At 63.8% G+C, this 16509-nt stretch carries 13 protein-coding genes; 8 read left to right on the top strand and 5 right to left on the bottom strand.

Annotated features, from left to right (window positions below; genetic code table 11):
• The first annotated feature begins 27 nt into the window (after nt 1–27).
• From LVJ94_23550 to LVJ94_23540, 3 genes are all read left to right on the top strand, one after another.
• Nucleotides 28–939: a hypothetical protein gene (locus LVJ94_23550; protein WXB10190.1), complete on the top strand. Its 912-nt coding sequence runs from the start codon at nt 28–30 to the stop codon at nt 937–939.
• A gap of 68 nt (nt 940–1007) precedes the next feature.
• Entirely contained in the window at nt 1008–2105 is a 1098-nt protein-coding gene (locus LVJ94_23545) for a PQQ-dependent sugar dehydrogenase (GenBank protein WXB10189.1), read from the top strand.
• Nucleotides 2106–2191: 86 nt separating this feature from the next.
• Entirely contained in the window at nt 2192–3388 is a 1197-nt protein-coding gene (locus LVJ94_23540) for a phospholipase D-like domain-containing protein (protein WXB10188.1), read from the top strand.
• Between the two features lie 144 nt (nt 3389–3532).
• On the opposite strand, the gene LVJ94_23535 is transcribed toward LVJ94_23540, so the two are convergent.
• Nucleotides 3533–4168: a TetR/AcrR family transcriptional regulator gene (locus LVJ94_23535; protein ID WXB10187.1), complete on the bottom strand. Its 636-nt coding sequence runs from the start codon at nt 4166–4168 to the stop codon at nt 3533–3535.
• A gap of 320 nt (nt 4169–4488) precedes the next feature.
• Here LVJ94_23535 and LVJ94_23530 point away from each other — a divergent pair, with 320 nt between their 5' ends.
• The 5 genes from LVJ94_23530 (at nt 4489) to LVJ94_23510 (ending at nt 13539) form a co-directional block, all read left to right on the top strand.
• Nucleotides 4489–5469, top strand: a complete 981-nt coding sequence (locus LVJ94_23530) for a diiron oxygenase (protein ID WXB10186.1) — start codon at nt 4489–4491, stop codon at nt 5467–5469.
• A 171-nt stretch (nt 5470–5640) separates the two neighbouring features.
• Nucleotides 5641–7527: a hypothetical protein gene (locus LVJ94_23525; protein ID WXB10185.1), complete on the top strand. Its 1887-nt coding sequence runs from the start codon at nt 5641–5643 to the stop codon at nt 7525–7527.
• A 37-nt stretch (nt 7528–7564) separates the two neighbouring features.
• Entirely contained in the window at nt 7565–11281 is a 3717-nt protein-coding gene (locus LVJ94_23520) for a hypothetical protein (protein ID WXB10184.1), read from the top strand.
• 40 nt (nt 11282–11321) lie between these two features.
• Entirely contained in the window at nt 11322–12188 is an 867-nt protein-coding gene (locus LVJ94_23515) for a LysR family transcriptional regulator (protein ID WXB10183.1), read from the top strand.
• Between the two features lie 28 nt (nt 12189–12216).
• On the top strand, nt 12217–13539 hold the full coding sequence (locus tag LVJ94_23510; GenBank protein ID WXB10182.1) for an amidohydrolase: 1323 nt from the start codon (nt 12217–12219) through the stop codon (nt 13537–13539).
• On the opposite strand, the gene LVJ94_23505 is transcribed toward LVJ94_23510, so the two are convergent.
• Genes LVJ94_23505 through LVJ94_23490 form a run of 4 tightly spaced genes read right to left on the bottom strand, consistent with a single transcriptional unit; the run spans nt 13499 to nt 16490 of the window.
• Nucleotides 13499–14125: a TetR/AcrR family transcriptional regulator gene (locus LVJ94_23505; protein ID WXB10181.1), complete on the bottom strand. Its 627-nt coding sequence runs from the start codon at nt 14123–14125 to the stop codon at nt 13499–13501. The two genes, LVJ94_23510 and LVJ94_23505, sit on opposite strands and share 41 nt — an antisense overlap.
• Before the next feature lie 4 nt (nt 14126–14129).
• Nucleotides 14130–15335: an MFS transporter gene (locus tag LVJ94_23500; protein ID WXB10180.1), complete on the bottom strand. Its 1206-nt coding sequence runs from the start codon at nt 15333–15335 to the stop codon at nt 14130–14132.
• On the bottom strand, nt 15325–16035 hold the full coding sequence (locus LVJ94_23495; protein ID WXB10179.1) for a pseudouridine synthase: 711 nt from the start codon (nt 16033–16035) through the stop codon (nt 15325–15327). Before LVJ94_23495 ends, LVJ94_23500 begins: the two co-directional genes overlap by 11 nt.
• Nucleotides 16032–16490 carry an Lrp/AsnC family transcriptional regulator gene (locus LVJ94_23490; protein WXB10178.1) on the bottom strand — a complete coding sequence of 153 codons (459 nt, stop codon included), beginning with the start codon at nt 16488–16490 and terminating at the stop codon, nt 16032–16034. The genes LVJ94_23495 and LVJ94_23490 overlap by 4 nt, the downstream gene beginning before the upstream one ends.
• Nucleotides 16491–16509: the final 19 nt, after the last annotated feature.

Here is a 16509-nt window from a genome sequence, read left to right as displayed (position 1 = left end):
AGCTTCTTACTACAATATAGGACGTTGATGCTTAGCTCTCCGACTCCGATCCGCGTTTGCCTGGTGGACATGAACAACGGTGTCGCGAATCAGGCGACACGCTGCTTCCGGAGGTTGTTCGACGGGTTCTCGAAGCGCGTCAAACAGCAAAATCCCGGCTTGGAGCTGCATTTCCGGCACGTACAGCCGCGAAATCTGGGCGAGCTCCCCGACGACGAGGTCGACTTCGTGCTCTCTTCGGGCGGCCCCGGGTCACCGTTCGACGGGTATGACGATCCGTGGTGCGTCGGCTATCGCAAGATGCTCGATCGGGTGGTCGAGGCGAACATTCGCGATGCGAGCAAGGCGCCGAAGATGCTGGCCGTTTGCTACTCGTTCGAGGTTGCCGTGCTGCACTTCGCGGTGGCGAAGATGGCGCTGCGCCCCACGCTGAAGTTCGGCGTCATGCCCGCGTACATCACCGACGAGGGGCAGGCGCTCGATTACTTCGGGCCGTTTGGCTACCGTCTGTTCACGTGGGAGCACCGCAATTGGGAAGCCATCGATCTCGATGCGCGAAAGCTCGCGGAGCTCGGCGGGTGCGTCACCGCGGTGGAATCGCACGCGGGTAGCAAAGTGAACTCCGGGGACGCCATCCTCGGGTTCGACTTCGCGCCGGGCATCCAGGGCACACAATTTCACCCCGAGGCGGACAAGCCGGGCGTGATGACCTGGTTGCAGAAGCCCGAGCACACGGAGCAGGTGGAGGCCGCCTACGGCCGCATCCTCTACGAAAAGATGGTCAAGAGCCTCGCGAACCCCGACCGCCTCGCGCGCACGTTCGCCTTGTTCATTCCGGGCTGGCTGACCTACCGCTTCAACGAGATTGCCGCTGCTCGTGGCCTCAAGCCGCTCTCGCCGCCCGAGTTCGACATGCAAGAATTCGACATCGCGGTTTAGCGCACCACCAGGACCTCGTAAGTAGGCTTCAGCTTGCCGATCAGGCCGCGGGGCCCGAAGTTCGGCGGATGCGATGGCATGCGCTGCTTGGGTTTACCTTGGCGTTGGCCGGCTGCAAGACGGCCGAGCCGGGGGATCTGCGGAATATCAAGGTGCCGGCGGGTTTCTCCATCGCGTTCTATGCGCGCGGGGTGGCGGGGGCGCGCTCGCTGGCGCTCAGCCCTTCCGGCACCGTGTTCGTGGGGACGCGGGGAAAGTCGGTGTACGCGCTGGTCGATCGCGACAAAGATGGGCGTGCGGAGGCGACGCACGTCATTGCGAACGATCTGGATACGCCCAATGGCGTCGCCTTCAAGGATGGTGCGCTGTACGTCGCCGAGGTGCATCGCGTGTTGCGTTACGATGGCATCGAGGCGCGTCTCGCCCATCCGCCGGCGCCCGTGGTGGTGACCGACAAGCTGCCCAAGGACGAGCACCACGGCTGGAAGTGGATCGCCTTCGGTCCCGACGGCAAGCTTTACGTGCCGGTGGGCGCGCCCTGCAACCTGTGTGAACGCCCGCTGCCCTATGCCTCGATCCAGCGCATGTCCGCGGACGGCAGCGCGCTGGAGACCTATGCCTCGGGGGTGCGCAACACGGTGGGCTTCGATTGGGACCCGCGCAATGGCGAACTATGGTTCACCGAAAATGGGCGCGATCGCATGGGCAACGATACGCCGCCCGACGAACTGGATCACGCGCCGCGCGCCGGAATGCACTTTGGCTATCCGTATTGCCACGGCAAAGGCATTGCAGATCCCGAGTACGGATCGAAGCGCCCGTGTGGCGAGTTCGCCCCCGCGTCGCTCGAATTGGGGCCGCACGTGGCGGCCTTGGGAATGCGGTTTTACACGGGCGCGATGTTTCCAACCGAGTACCAAAACCGCGTCTTCATCGCGGAACACGGCTCGTGGAACCGCGACGAGCCGATTGGCTACCGCATCACCACCGCCCGCGTCGATGGCACATCGGCCACCGATTACCGCGTCTTTGCCGAGGGCTGGCTCCGAAATGGCAAAGCGTGGGGCCGCCCCGTCGACGTCCTGGTGATGCCCGACGGCGCACTCCTGGTGAGCGACGACGAGGGGAACGCCGTATATCGAATTGTTCATACCGGCGCGAAATAGCGCCGGCCGACCGAATTCGTGAGACTTCGTATTTCCCAGTGGGCCCTTCCATGAGACGAATCCATGGAGGCGCTGGGAGGTATAGCATGACGAACTTACGCAACGTTGGGTCGGCGATGGCACTCGCTTGTCTTTTGACACTGTGTCGCTGCGGCACGGAGGCGGAGGCGGAAACCGAAGTTACGGGAACGGCGCAAGATGCCATCAACGTGGCCCAAACGACGATCGGCGGGTTTCCCGTCCACGTCCATTTTACGAATCCGCCGGCCTTCTCCGGCGACGATCGGACGATTCTGAACGAGGTCACCCGGCTTCTGGACGCGACGCCGGCAGGGGAGACGGTACGCGCCGCCATTCATAGCCTTACGGCGAATGGCATTTACGATGCGCTGATCGCCGCGAAGAACCGCGGGGTCATCTTGAAGATCGTCGAAGACGGCTCCGACGAATTCGACGCGGATACGTCGCCGCGGGAGCTTCACGCCGCGCTAGGCGCGAACCACGTGTTCTGCGGCAACCGCGTGGAGAACAAGAATTACGGCTGTATCACCACGGATCCCAGCGGGATCATGCACACGAAGCTCTTCACCTTCAGCAAGACGAAGGACCCGTCCGGCGTGCTTCGCTCCAACGTGAGCTGGTTCGCCTCGGCGAACATGACGTATGCCTCGGGCTCGAAGATGTTCAACAATGCCATCACCGTGTACGGGGATACGGCACTCTACGATTACTTCGTGGGGTACTTTGGGCATCTTTTCGCGCAGAAGCATTATTCCGGGAACGACTATTACGATGCCGATGCGCGCCGTGGCTATTTCGAGGGCAGCACGGCCCGCGTTTACACCTCGCCGGAGCAAGATGGCGATCTCGTTTACAATCGATTGAACGACATCGTCGCGGACTCCACCTGCCGCATCCGAGTGGCCCAAGCCGGCATCAACGACTCGCGCATGAAGCTGATCGACCTCTTGGTGGCGCGCAAGCGCGCGGGCTGCCAAGTCTGGGTCGTCGCCGACGGCATCGAGAACGACGCACTGGCCAAATTGAAGGGCGCCGGCATCCCCGTGCGCCACCACGTGGTGCACGACAAGTTCATCCTGGTGAACTCGAAATTCGCCGCCTCCACGACGAACCGGTTCCTCATCTTCACCGGCTCGCACAATTGGACCTACTCGGCGAACTACCGCAACGACGAGATCTTCGTGCGCCTCGAAAGCAAAGACCTCTACGACGCCTTCTACACGCACTTCAACGACGCCTACAACAACGGTTCGGCGCTGTAGAGAAGAGAGAATTTACATGAAGGCGGGAAGGCGGGAAGGGATACGGCGCGGGACAGCACAGAAGGCTTTTTTAGGGTTTCCATTTGGGCCTGATGGGCCGACTGGAAACCAAAAACCTTTCCGCCTTCCCGCCTTCATGTTCAATCATCCGGAGCTCACCGAGTGCACCGTGGCGGAGGCGACGAACATTTTGGCCATGTGGTCGACGAGGCGGGGGAGGGGGATGGCGAGGGTGCCGGAGAGCCATTCGTCCAAGAGCTCGATGAAGCCGGCGGCGAAGGTGATCGTGGTGAGGCGGGCGTCGGTGGGGGTGATCTTTTCCGCGCCGTAGAATTCGCGCGTGATTTTGCTCATGACGCCAGCCACCTCGACCAGCTTCTCGCGGCGGCGCTGCTGGAGGGGGCCGTGGCCAGAGGAGGAGACCAACAGAACCTTGGCCTTGCGATGGTCGCTCGAGACCACGTGGATGCCCGCCTCCAGGCCGGCGCGCGAACGGGCCAACGCCTCCCACGGCGCGGTCGCCACGGCTTGCACGGCCGCTGCGGTCACCTCGTCGATGACGCTGTCGAACAGCGCCAGCAGCAGCGCATCCAAATCGGGGAAGCTCTCGTAGAAGTAGCGGCTCGTGAGGCCGGCGCGGGCGCACACGGCGCGCAGGCTGAGCCCTTTGATGCCCGCTTCGCCGATGGCGTCGAGCGCGGCCTCGAGCAAACGCTGCCGGCGCTGCTCGCTCCGCGCGAGATGGGGTAGGCCCCCGTAGACGCGTCCACCTTCTGCCATCGCGAGGCACATCCTAGGGCAACGCTTGATTGAACGCGTCAGGTTTGGAATTACCCTGGTGCGGGAACCGCGGCAGCGGGAACGACCGGCGGGACCGATGCCTGTTCGGACCAGACAAGCAAAGATCGCCATTCCGTTTGGCGATCTGGCGCTGGAGACGGACCAAGGCGCCGGCCTCGCCGGGATTGTCCCACTGCCGTCGTTCGACTTCGAACGACACGCGGGTCCGCCACGATTCACCGACTTCGACCTCTGTATTGACGCGGTCCGCGGGGTCGTTCACAATCTGATGACGACCGTAGTCAGATTGCGAGGCGCTCATGAATCTGGAAGCCATGTTCGAACGGTGCAAGCGCGATCAGTGGAAGATTTCCGATCTGGATTGGACGGGGACCCCGCGTCCGATGACCCGCGAGGACGAGATCGCCATCGTGCAGTACTTCACCGACATGGCGGCCATCGAGCGCCTGGCCAAGGCCCTCTTCGTGCAGCAGGCGGTCAATGCTCGCAACGACACGCTCCGCAAGATCTTCCACACCTTCGTGGCCGACGAAGAGAGGCATGCCGTCGCCGCCGAGCGGCTCGCCGCGTACTACGACGTCCACCACTACAAGAAATACGACATTACACCGGCCTTGCAGAAATTCGCGCCACCGTTCGTGCACCTCGTCAAAAACGTGTCGCCCGATATTGCGAATTTCTACATCACCGGCGGCGAGATTGCCCTGGATATCGCGTTACTGCGATCCATCAACGACTACGTGGCCGACCCTATGAGCCAGGCGGCGATGGACCGCATCAACCGGGACGAATCCCGTCACCTGGCCATCGATTATCATATGGCCGAATATTACGGGTCCGCGGAGTACGCCGCCGTGGTCGCCGATCGGCCGTCCCCGCCGGTGGCGGAGCGGTTTCGCGCCTCGTGGGCGCTGCTCCGCGTGATCTACTTTGCAGCACCGTTCTTCCGCGGCGTGTTTTTCGAGCCGATGCAAATGGTCGATCCCGATGGCAAACGCTTGCGCGAAGCCTTCAAGCGGATGCAACTCCTCGGGCAAAAGGAGGGGGAGCGAACGAGTTGGTTCACTCGGATGATGTCGGGCCTCCAGGATCTCTACAACGACTCGCCGCTCTTCCGTAAAACCATGGGACCCGTCGCCGCCCGCATCATGGGCATACCCATGGTGCTGATGGACCGCTTTTACACGGAGGAGGAAGCGCGCCGGGCGGCCAAGATGTCCTACGAAGAACTCGCGAACGAAGCGTTGGCGGCCAAGCAGGAACCGCGTCCCCTGAATTGACCCCACGCGCGGCGGCGTTCGTCGCGCGGTGACGAGGCTGCGTCGTCCATCGACGCGGCCCGGTGGATATGCGAGACGGCGTACTCCACGTCCCGGTGGTATTTCCAGTCGACCTCGAGTGGCACGACCGTTGCGAGGATGTCCGGCGAACCGCCGGAAGGAGTCATCGGGATGGAAGATGCCATGGTGGGCTACGACATGGTCTTGTCGATAAGCCAAAACGAAGTGAATTCGCAGTTCGAGAGGCTCGTCCGAGCCGGGTACATCGTGCCGGAGGTGAAGAGCAACGGCATCGTCGAGGGAGGCTTGTTCGGGGGCAATACGCCCAAGCTGACCACGTACCTCCGCGGATGGGTGAGCCCTCCGCAGGTCGCCTTCGGCAAACGAAACAACGCCCAGGAAGTGGAATTCCAGTTTGCATTCGCGGCGCGTGATTGGGCACCCGGAATGCTCGCCTCGCTGACGGAGCTGCAAGCGGCGTTCGATCCCGCCAAGGGGGCCACCGCGACCGATGCCCTGCTCGTCCAGCAAGAGGACGTCCAGTGCACCGATCCGAAAACGGGAAAGCCCTCCGTGCTCGCCAAGCAGACGATTCACTATTGGATTCGGCGGCGCACGATCGCGGTTGGCACGACCGAGTCCGTTCGCTATTCGGTGGTGCCGGCCCTGCAGTTCGTCTCGGTGGCCGCGGCGCAGCGCGTGCTCGTGGCCCTGGACGGGCTCGAATTGCGCTTCGCCGTGCAACTGAACAAGATACCCGCCACGGCGCAGGACTTCGAGGATGGCGTCGCACGCCGAAAGGTGCCGCCCGAGGTGCTCAGGGCGATCACCGAGCATCGCTTCAACGAGGAAGTTTTCAGCATCGAGCAGCTTTTTCTGGATTTCGACACCGTGGATTTCACGCAATGGGACCTGCGCGATCCGGCCAAGGGGCTGGGGACGACGGTTTCCATCGTGGCCCTGCAGGAGGACGGCGCCTACACGGTTCGGACGGGGATTCCGCTTTCCAGTGTTACGCAGCAAGATCCGCAGTTCGCGATCGAACTCAGTACCAATCTGCAGCAAGTGTTTGGCCTGCAGGACAAGAACCCGGCGGGACGGACCCCGTACATCCTCGGCGTGTCGGTCGCCCGCCCCAAGGCCACCGGTCCGGAGGCCAGCTTGACCCCGGTGTGGATTGGTTACTCGACCAATCCGAATCCCGATCACGAAGGTTGGAGCGCCATCAATTACGAAGTGCTCGGCGGAAAAGATTCGAACTTCGAACGGCGCATTCCGCGAAATCCCGATAAATCCATTCGCCACGTGGCGACGCCGTTCGTCTCCTCGAACGACTTTTCAGGCGTGCTGCTCTTCGCCCGCTCGGTGTTTTTCGATGCGCTCATCTTCGACCCGGTCAAGGCGGCGCTCGATACCGGAGCTCCGTGGACGCAGAGCGGCACCACGCTGGGCTCGAAATTCCTCGACCAGAAACGATTGGATCACGAGCGCCACGTCGTGGAGATCGGTCCCGTGAAGACGGGGTACGAAGCCAACGTCACCCAGCAGGACGACCATACGTACACCGTGCAGATCCAAGGCAATCGTGTGCTCATCGACATCGAACTCCATCGGCACGTGGAGTTGAAAGCCACTCTGTATTTGGCCGTCGACAAACTGGACTTCGAATGGTCGCGCGATTTCAAAGGGTCGACCAAGGCGGTGCTCGAGGCCTACGTCGATCAGGACCAGCAGATACGCTTCAAGGTGACGCCGCCGCCGGACATTCAAATCAAAATGAAGGAACACAAGAATTCGCTGGCAGGGGCGAGCGATGACATCATGGGGGCATTGGAGAAGATTGCGAACAAGAACTTCAATCCCGCTCAAGATACGCTCAACGACCTTGCCATGGCCGCGGTGTCGAATTTCCGGAAGCATGGCGACGCGTTGAAGCAATTGATCGTGCACTCCAGCCGTACCTGCTTCATTTCGCCGACGGGCCAAGTGTTTCTGCTGAACGATCCCCGGTACGACGACGAACTCCATCTTCGAATGGATGTGACGTACAGCGTCTGAACCTTGCGGCACTTTTTCACATCGGAGTAAACGAACGATGGATTCACTGACCTTTCCCACCAAGATTCCACAACGACCGAACCTGACGGTGACCGCGCAATCGGAGCTGATGAAAAACTACCTGGGGGCGCTGCCTGCCGCACCCGACAGGGATCTCTTCGCCGTCCACGATTCCGAATCGCGGCCCATCGTTCTCAGCTTCAGCCCCGGTGGCCGATTGTTCGCCACCCACCACGACACCGATGGATCTACAGGTTGGAGGCAAGTCGATCTAACACCGGGTTTGGAGGTTATCGGTACTCCGGTGACCATCGCGGCGGGGCAGCTTCCAGGGGGCAACGTTTTCCTGTGTGCTGGAGTGCGGGACAAGGGAGCGCCGTCCAAGGCGCACGTGGCCATTGCGGGGCCCCTGTCGCCGGATATCGCGAAGACCGATTGGAGTCACCTCGTATGGGCCTTCGTCGAGGTGCCCGGTGGAATTTCTCTGGTGGAGAAAATTCTCGTTGGGCCGGTCGACGATGGGCAGGGATTCGGCATCCCCACCATGGCGGTGAGCGTGAGCGATGCCGACCCCTCGAAGGTGACGACGTTCGTGCTCCGCGCGCAGGTCGACCCGAACAGCGGGGCCGTCCAATGGCGTTGGGTCGACTTTCCAACGCCCACCGTGAAGGCCGTCATGAAGGACTTCGCCCTCGGCACCGTGGCCGATCTCGGGGCGGGCGTGTACATGCTTTACGAGGGCGAGGGGCCGTCGGGGGACGATACGCTTCCCACGGTCGCGGCCGCACCTTGGCTCGTGTTCAAGACGTTCCCGGACGAGCGCGGCCGCAGCTTCGATCGGCAGTTGCTCGCACCGTCGGGGGCGCGGTGCTTGGCCACGGCGGCCGGCGATGGAAAGACCACGAGCCTTTTCGTGGCCGGGGCGGCCGGGGTGAATTGGTTCGCCCCCACGAATCAGGCCAAGCGCGCAAAGTCGGTTTCCATTGCAGCCTCCGACCGCGTTCCCGAGATCCTGCCCGGAGGGCTCGTCGTCCACGGCGATCCGTTGCATGCGGGAACGACGTCGGTATGGGTGCTGGCCGGAGAGGACCTTTACACCTTCGACGACGGAGGCAAAGACGGCGCGTGGACCACGCCCATTCTCTTCCGCACCGGCGTCGCCAAGATCGCTCCGCTCGCCAACCAGCGGCAGTACGCGAACGAGCTCGTGTACATCGGCACGGATATCCAGAAAACGCGGTCGCTGCTGTACATGTGGCAAGACCCCTCGACCACGTTGTGGAAATCCGACGCGATTCCGCTGGCGTCTACGAACCATCTCTACGAATTCAATTGTTACACCACCCATCTGTCCTTCGAGGACGAGCGCGGTGAGGCCTTTGCCGGGCGCGTTTTTCGAGTTTCCGCTTCGTCGCGCGTGCGCCTGACCATCAACGGCGTGACCCACGTCGTGGACGAGACCACCGACGTGGAGGTGGTCAGCGACCTTCAGGGAAACGTGACCCTGATCAACCAGGTGTGCGATCTGGCGACGCCGTTGCTTCACCTGCGTGGTGACTTCTTCGACGGTGTGCTCGACGTCGATCCTGCGCACAACGTGGTCGACAAACTGAAGAAGGTCAACGCGTCCGGCGACATTCCCGTGTTGCCCAAAAGCCTGCCAAATGGGCTCCAAGGCCGTGACGTGGTGGACGCCGTGAAATCGCTGTCGAACCTTCATCCCCAATCGGCTTCCGCCAACGCCCCGGCGGTGCGCTATCGAATCTCGGACCGACCCGCGGCCATGTTGCGTACCGACCACCTACCGCCGGGTGGCGGCTTCTCCATGTCCTTCACGGGGGATGGATTTCGCGTTCACGAGGCGGGCGCGACGCCGCTCGTGTCCGCGTTCTCGTTCGGCAGCTTCATCTCCGACATTGCCGGAGACTGCATCGAGTTTCTCATGTCCGCCGCGCATCGGGTCACGCACTTCGCCGTCAAAATCGAGAACGACGTGGTGTCCTTCGTGGCCAACCTGGGCGAGACGGCGGTGCAGTTCGTGGTGAAGACCGCCGAAGAAGTCTACAAACTGGTCACTTGGGTTTTTCACAAGATCAAAGTGGTCTTCGAAGAGTTGATCCAGTGGCTCGGCTATCTCTTCGAGTGGAAAGACATTTGGGAGACCCACAAGGCCATCGCCGCGATGGCGCGCCATGGGCTCGATTACGTGACCGCCCGCGCCGATGCCGAGGTGGCGCTTTGGGAGAAACGGGTCGACCAGTTCTTCGAGCATCTGTCGACGGCTTCGCAAATCCGGATCCCCAAGGACCTGGCCGGAAAGAAGGTTACGCGGGCCGGAGCCGGCGGCGTATCGAGTGGGGTCGTCAAGGCGCTGAAGTCGCCTATTGGCAACTGGTCATTTTACCAACTGCAGCACGGTGGCTTGTCGGACAGCCGCGCGCCCGCCTTCTCCGCGCTCTCGGCGTCGGACGAGCAGGGCTCGCTCATCGACCAGCTCCGGCAGGGATTTGCAAAGGCGCTGGGCGATGTCGGCGATGCCATCGAGCGCTTCGCCACGGCATGGCACGGCGGAGGCGTCACCCTGTCCGACGTGGGGGAGCTCTTCAAGGCGCCGCTCGTGGCGGCACTCGAGCCCTTGCGCCCGTTGGTCAAAAAGGCATTCGGCTTGATCCGCACCATGCTCGGGAGGGTTCGTTCCGATTTGGATACCGAACTGCCGGTGCCCTTTCTCGGGACACTCTACAAGTGGATCACGGCGCTCTTCGGCGGCGAGGAGAACCTCACCTTCCTCAATGGCATGGCGCTGCTCGTGGCCATTCCTACGACCCTCATTTCCAAAATCGCCGGCCTCGGTGCACCGTTCTCCGGCGAGCACCACGGCCTTTGCGAGGCCGACACCTTCGATCAACTGTTCGGGGCACGCACCACGAGCCTCGAGGTGGCGACGCCGCGGCTCGAGTCCACCAAAGAAAACAAGCACTACATGGGCTACATTCAGATGGGCGGCCTCGTCGCCTCGTGCGTGGGCGTTTTTCCGCCGCTCTTGCGGACCTTCGGGGCGCTCGTGACGTCCCTACAGTTGCCCGACGAGGGAGACGTCAAGGGCAATCTCGGCCCGTGGGTGCAGCGGCTTCTCGGGAATTCGAGCCAGAACAACGTCGACACGAGCAAGGGAATGGGACGGCTCCGCAAGAACATGAGCTCCAAGTGGGCGGCGCGGACGATCGGCGGCGTGTTGCTGGCCTTGAGTTTCGTGTGCGATCTCGTGCAATTCGCCACGACCGTTCCTCTCCCTCAAAAGGACATGCCCGAGGATTCGGCCCCGTACATCCTGCGTGTGTTTGCGTACGCCGCCGATCTGGTCCTCAGCGTGATTTCATACGGGCTCGGGGGCACTTCGCTGTTCAAGAACTTCCACACCAGCGATTGGATCGGCTCGGCGGTGAGCCTCATTTCCGACCTCGTGAGTGGTGTGCTCGCCGTGATTTCGGCGGGGCTCGCCGGTGCGGAGTGGCAGCAATGGATCGCGGACACGTTTTCGAGCGTGGGAGGCCTCGTGCAAGGGGTCGGTGAGATTTGCGCCGTGGTGACGCAGAATACTGCGGGCGAAGCGAAGATCGTCCCCGCGATTTTGACCGGCGTCTTCACCGTTGGCGGGCTTGCCCTCGCGGAGACGGGGACCGGCTTCTACATCCATCTCGCGGTCACCGCCGGCGATTCCGACGGCGTCGCCTTCACCAACCCGGGTGGCTGACGAACTTGATGGCTCGATCCATGAACGATAGATTCGTTCAATGGATACCGATCTGCCGTTTCTCGCCACGTTCACCAGCATTTACGAGACCGGCAACGTCACGCGCGCGGCGGCGGCGCTTCATCGCACCCAGCCCACGGTGAGCTACCAACTGCGGCGCCTCGAAGAAGTCCTGGGGCAGCCGCTGTTCATCCGCCGCGCGGCGCGCGTGGTGGCCACGCCGCTGGCCGATCAACTGTATCGGCTGGTGCGCGGCTTCACGCGCGATGTGGAGCTTCTTCGCAAGGGCGAGGGGGAAAAGGACACGGGCCTCCTGCTCGCATCGGTGTCCGCGTTCGGGCGCTACATCCTTTTCCCCGTGCTGCTCGGCGAGGAGTTCGCGCAGCGGCCCATCACCCTGCGCTACCCCGAGCTCGACGAAGTGCTGCGGCGCGTGCGCGATGGGCAGGTCGACGCGGGCTTCGTCTACCGCGCGCCGGTCGATGCGCGCCTCAGCATCGAGCCGGTCTACGAGGAGACACTCGACCTCATTGCTGGCACCGCTTGGGCGCGGAAGCTGCGCACGATGGAGGCCTTTCAAGACGTGCCGCTCGTGACCTACGACGATGGCGACTATGTCGTGGGCCGCTGGTTCGGACATCATTTCGGCCGCCGTGCCCCGCGCTGGTCGAGCGTGAGCCACTTCGAGGAGGTGGAGGAAGTCGTCGCCACCGTCGCGGCCGGTCGCGGCGTCGCGATCCTCCCGGGCTTCTGCACACGTGCAGCACCAGGGCGCGTGAAGGTGGTGCGTTGGGGCAGGCCGCCGCTCCGCAACACCGTCTTCATGGTGCGGCGCGCCGAAATGCCGGAACATCCCGGCATCGCGCAGCTTCTCGCCGCCCTCCGCAAAGTGCCCGAGAAAGCGTAACGTGATGGGCCCAATGAAATGCGAAACGATGACGTCCGCGATCGTCCTCGCGGTCTCGATGGCCTCCGCGCAGTGCATGGCGCAAAACACGGCGGTGCAGTCGGCCATCCCGCCGCAGTCGCAGCAAGCGCTCGATCGCGAGATCGAGGCGGTGCGCCCGAAGATGGTCGGCTGGCGGCGCGACTTTCATAGCCACCCCGAGTTGTCCGGCCAGGAGGTGCGCACCGCCAAGGTGGTGGCCGATCACCTTCGCGGTCTCGGCCTGGAGGTGACGACCGACGTGGGCGGTCACGGCGTCGTGGGGCTTTTGCGCGGCGGCCGCCCGGGCAAGGTGGTCGCGTTGCGCGCGGACATGGACGGCCTGCCGGTGAAGGAAGCCACCGGGCTGCCCTTCGCCTCGACGGCGACGGCGCCGTACCGCGGTGAGACGAGCCCCGTGATGCACGCGTGCGGGCACGATGGGCACACGGCCATGCTGATGGCCGTGGCCGAAGTGCTGGCGCACATGAAGGCGCGCATCCCCGGCACGGTGAAGTTCATTTTCCAGCCGGCCGAGGAAGGCGTCCCTGACGGCAAAATCGCGGGCGCACGCGCCATGGTCGCGCAGGGCGTGATGGACCGGCCCAAGGTCGACGCGGTCTTCGGCCTGCACATCATGCCGCTGCTTCCCACGGGAAGCGTCGGCTACCGCGGCGGTCCCTTGCTGGCCAGCGCCGACACGTTCGAGATCCGCATCCAGGGCAAGGGCACGCACGGCGCGCTGCCGTGGAACGGCGTCGATCCCATCGTGACGTCGGCGCAGGTCGTGGTCGATCTGCAGACCATCGTGAGCCGCCAACTCGACATCAGCAAAGAGCCGGCGGTGATTTCCGTGGGGTCGATCCATGGCGGAAACCGCGAAAACATCATCCCCGAGAGCGTGAAGATGCTCGGCACCCTGCGCACCTTCGACGACGGAATGCGCGACGACGCCAAGCGGCGCATCCAGACCATGACCGAGTCCATTGCCACCGCGCACGGTGCCAAGGGCGTCGTGGAGTTCGTGCAGCCCGGCTACAGCGTGACCAACAACGATGCCGCGCTGACCGAGCGCATGATCCCGACCTTGCGTTGGGCCACGGGGGGCAAGGCGGTGCTGACGGACAAGGTGAGCGTCGCGGAAGACTTTTCCGAGTACCAGAAGGCGGCGCCCGGTGTGTTTCTTCTGCTGGGTGCCCCGCCCAAGGGCAAGACGCCGCAGACCGCATCGCGGAACCACTCGCCTACGTTCGACTTCGACGAAGACGCGATGCCCGTGGGCGCGCGCACCCTCAGTGCATTGGCGTTGGATTATCTCGCCTCGACGAAATAGGCCCTGACGACAGCGTGGAGAGCGCCACCTCCACGCTGGCCGCGAGCTGGCGCGGATCGGGCCGCATGTGGCTCATCACGCGCACGCCCTGGATGGTGAGCACGAAGAAGCGGGCGAGCGCGCGCTCGTCCTTCGACGGGTCCACCTCGCCCGACTCCTTCGCGCGCGCGATGGCGCCGGCGAAGAGATCTTCCAACCGGGCGAACATGCGCGCGAGAACGCGGGCAATCTCCGGATCGCGCGTGGCCATCTCCGTGGTCGTGTTGGTCACCAGGCACCCGCGGGTGTCGAAGGGATCGGTCGCGCGTTTGACGTAGTCGAGCAAGATCTCGCGAATGGCCGCCTTGGGCGAGCCGGGGCGGGTGAGGCCGACCTCGTAGCGCGTGAGGCGCTCGTCGATGTAGCGCTGGAGCGCCAGGAGAAAGAGTGTGCGCTTGTCGCCGAACGCCTTGTACAGGCTGCCCTTGGTGAGGCCCATGCCTTTGATGAGCTCTTCCATGGACGCCCCGCCATAGCCAAGCGTCCAGAAGACGTCGATGGCGTCGTGCAACGCAACGTCGATATCGAACTCACGCGGGCGTGCCATTCGGTTACTTATCTGCTTTGTAGCGCAAAAATCCGGGGAGGAAACACAGACTCAGCACGACGCCGCCGATGCACAAGAGACCGCCGGACACAATCGACCCCCGCAAACCGACGAGCGCCGCCGCAAATCCGGCTTCGGCGTTGCCCAAAAGAGGCCCGGTCGAATAGCTCACCATCTCGATGGATGCGAGGCGCCCGCGGAGATGATCGGGAATCGTCTCATTCCAGATACGGCCGCGAAAGAGCCCGCTCACCATGTCGCCGGCCCCGGCGACGGCGAGGAGCAAAAGCACCAACGGGAGCCGATCGGTCATGCCCGCCGCGGCAATGGCCATTCCCCACACCGACGCCGCGATGGCGATGGCCACACCGTGCCGGCGCACGCGCCGCGTCCAACCACTGGTCACCGTGGCAAGGAAGGCGCCCGCGGAGGGGGCGGCGTAGAGCCAACCGATGGACGCTCCCCAGCCGTGCGCCTCCGCAAGGGCGGGAAAGAGCGCGGTGGGCATGCCGAAGGTCATCGCGATGATGTCCACGATGTACGTGCCGAGGAGTTCTTGCCGGCTGGCCGCGTACCGCAGGCCCTCGAGGACGCGGGCGAGGCTGGGCGGCGCGGCATCGGCCGGTGCGGGCACGCCGTGCATGAAGGCCAGGGCGGTGACGGCGACGGCGTAGGTTCCCAGGTCGACGGCGAAGGTCCAGGAAAGGCCCAAGGTGGCAATGAGGAAGCCGGCCAGTGCGGGGCCGGCAATCATGCCGATGGTGTGGCGAAGCTGCGAGAGCGCGACCGTTCCCGCGATTTCTTCGGCCGGTACGAGCCTCGGCGTGAGCGCTTCCAGGGCGGGGCGGTGGAATCCATTGAGCGCCGACATGACGCCGGCGAGCACGTAGATGGCCCACACACTCGGATGCGGCAAAAGCGAATTGCCCACCAGCACGGCGGCGGTCAATCCGAGGAGGCCTTCGGCCCACAAGAGGAGCTTGCGGCGATCCATCGAATCGGCAAAGGCGCCGCCGGCGAACGCGGTCGAGAGCAACGCCACGAGCTCGACGATGCCCACGGCGCCGACGGCCAGCGAGGATCGGGTCAGTTGGAAGACCTGATACGGCAGCGCGACGTACGTGAGCATGCTGCCGAAAAACGAGACGAATTGCCCGATGAACAGCAGACGAAAATCGCGACGGCGAAGGGGACGAACGTCAATCCACATGAGACTCGGAGTCGATATCCCGCGGGAGGCCGAGCGCAAGCAGCGCCTCGCCGAAATCATCGGGCACCGGTGCCGTGATGGTCACGAGCGCACCCGTCGCGGGGTGTTGAAAGGAAAGAAGTCGCGCATGCAGCGCCAGGCGGTGCAGTCCGTACTGGGCGCGGTAATGACGATTGATCTCGCCCGAGCCGTATTTCACATCGCCCACCAGCGGGTGATGAATGTGCCGCAGGTGCCGTCGAATCTGATGCAGGCGCCCCGTTTCCGGCATGGCCTCCACCAGCGAGCATCGGTCGACGGGGGAGGGCGCGATGCGGCGAAAGCTCGTCACCGCCGGTACGCGCGGGCCGTCCACGGCGCGGGGAATGGCATAATCGATTCGGCCGGCTTCGGGGGTGATGCCGCGAACCAAGGCGAGGTACGACTTACCGATCCGCCCCTCCTCGAAGGCGCGCGCGAGCACCGCGGCTGCCTCGGGGGTGCGCGCAAAGAGAAGCGCGCCGCTGGTCCCTCGATCGAGCCGATGAACCGGATGAACCCGCTGGCCGAGGGTATCGCGCACGCGAAACAGCGCGACATCGTCGTCATTGTCCCAGCCGCGGTGCACGAGAAGGCCCGATGGCTTGTTGGCCACCACGACGTCATCGTCGACGAACAGGATGTCGATGGGAGGGCTGGGCACGGCGGGGAGCGGGCTCACATAGGGCCATCCAGGTGGGTTCGCAACACTGGAACGGCGGTCACGCTGAGAATTCCGGCCGTGGCGCCGATGCGTTCGCGCAGCTCGTTCAATGCGGCGAGATCGGCGACCCGTACGGAAAGCAGCACATCCATCGGGCCGGAGACGTGGTGGCAGGACTCGACCTCCGGGTGGCCGGTCAGCGATGGGATCACGCGCGCGCAGGGGCGCCCTTCGATCCGAACCATGAGAAACGCCTTTACCGCGGACGGCTCGATGGGCTTTGCGAGCTCGATGGTGAAGCGCTGGATGATGCCATCGCGCACCAGGCGCGCGAGCCGATCTTGCACCGTGCTGCGCGAGACACCCAGCGCGCGGGCGAGCGCGAGAACGGGCTGGCGGCCGTCTTTGCGCAGCAGCTCGATGAGGTTGCGGTCGGTGGTGTCGATCTCATCGCTCTTGGTTTTGCGGGTCATGCGGGGCATCCATCAAAGT

This window comes from Sorangiineae bacterium MSr11367, assembly GCA_037157805.1.
GTDB lineage: Bacteria > Myxococcota_A > Polyangia > Polyangiales > Polyangiaceae > Pendulispora > Pendulispora rubella.
Note: the sequence above shows the minus strand (reverse complement) of the source record. Positions and strands in the feature narration are given on the sequence as shown.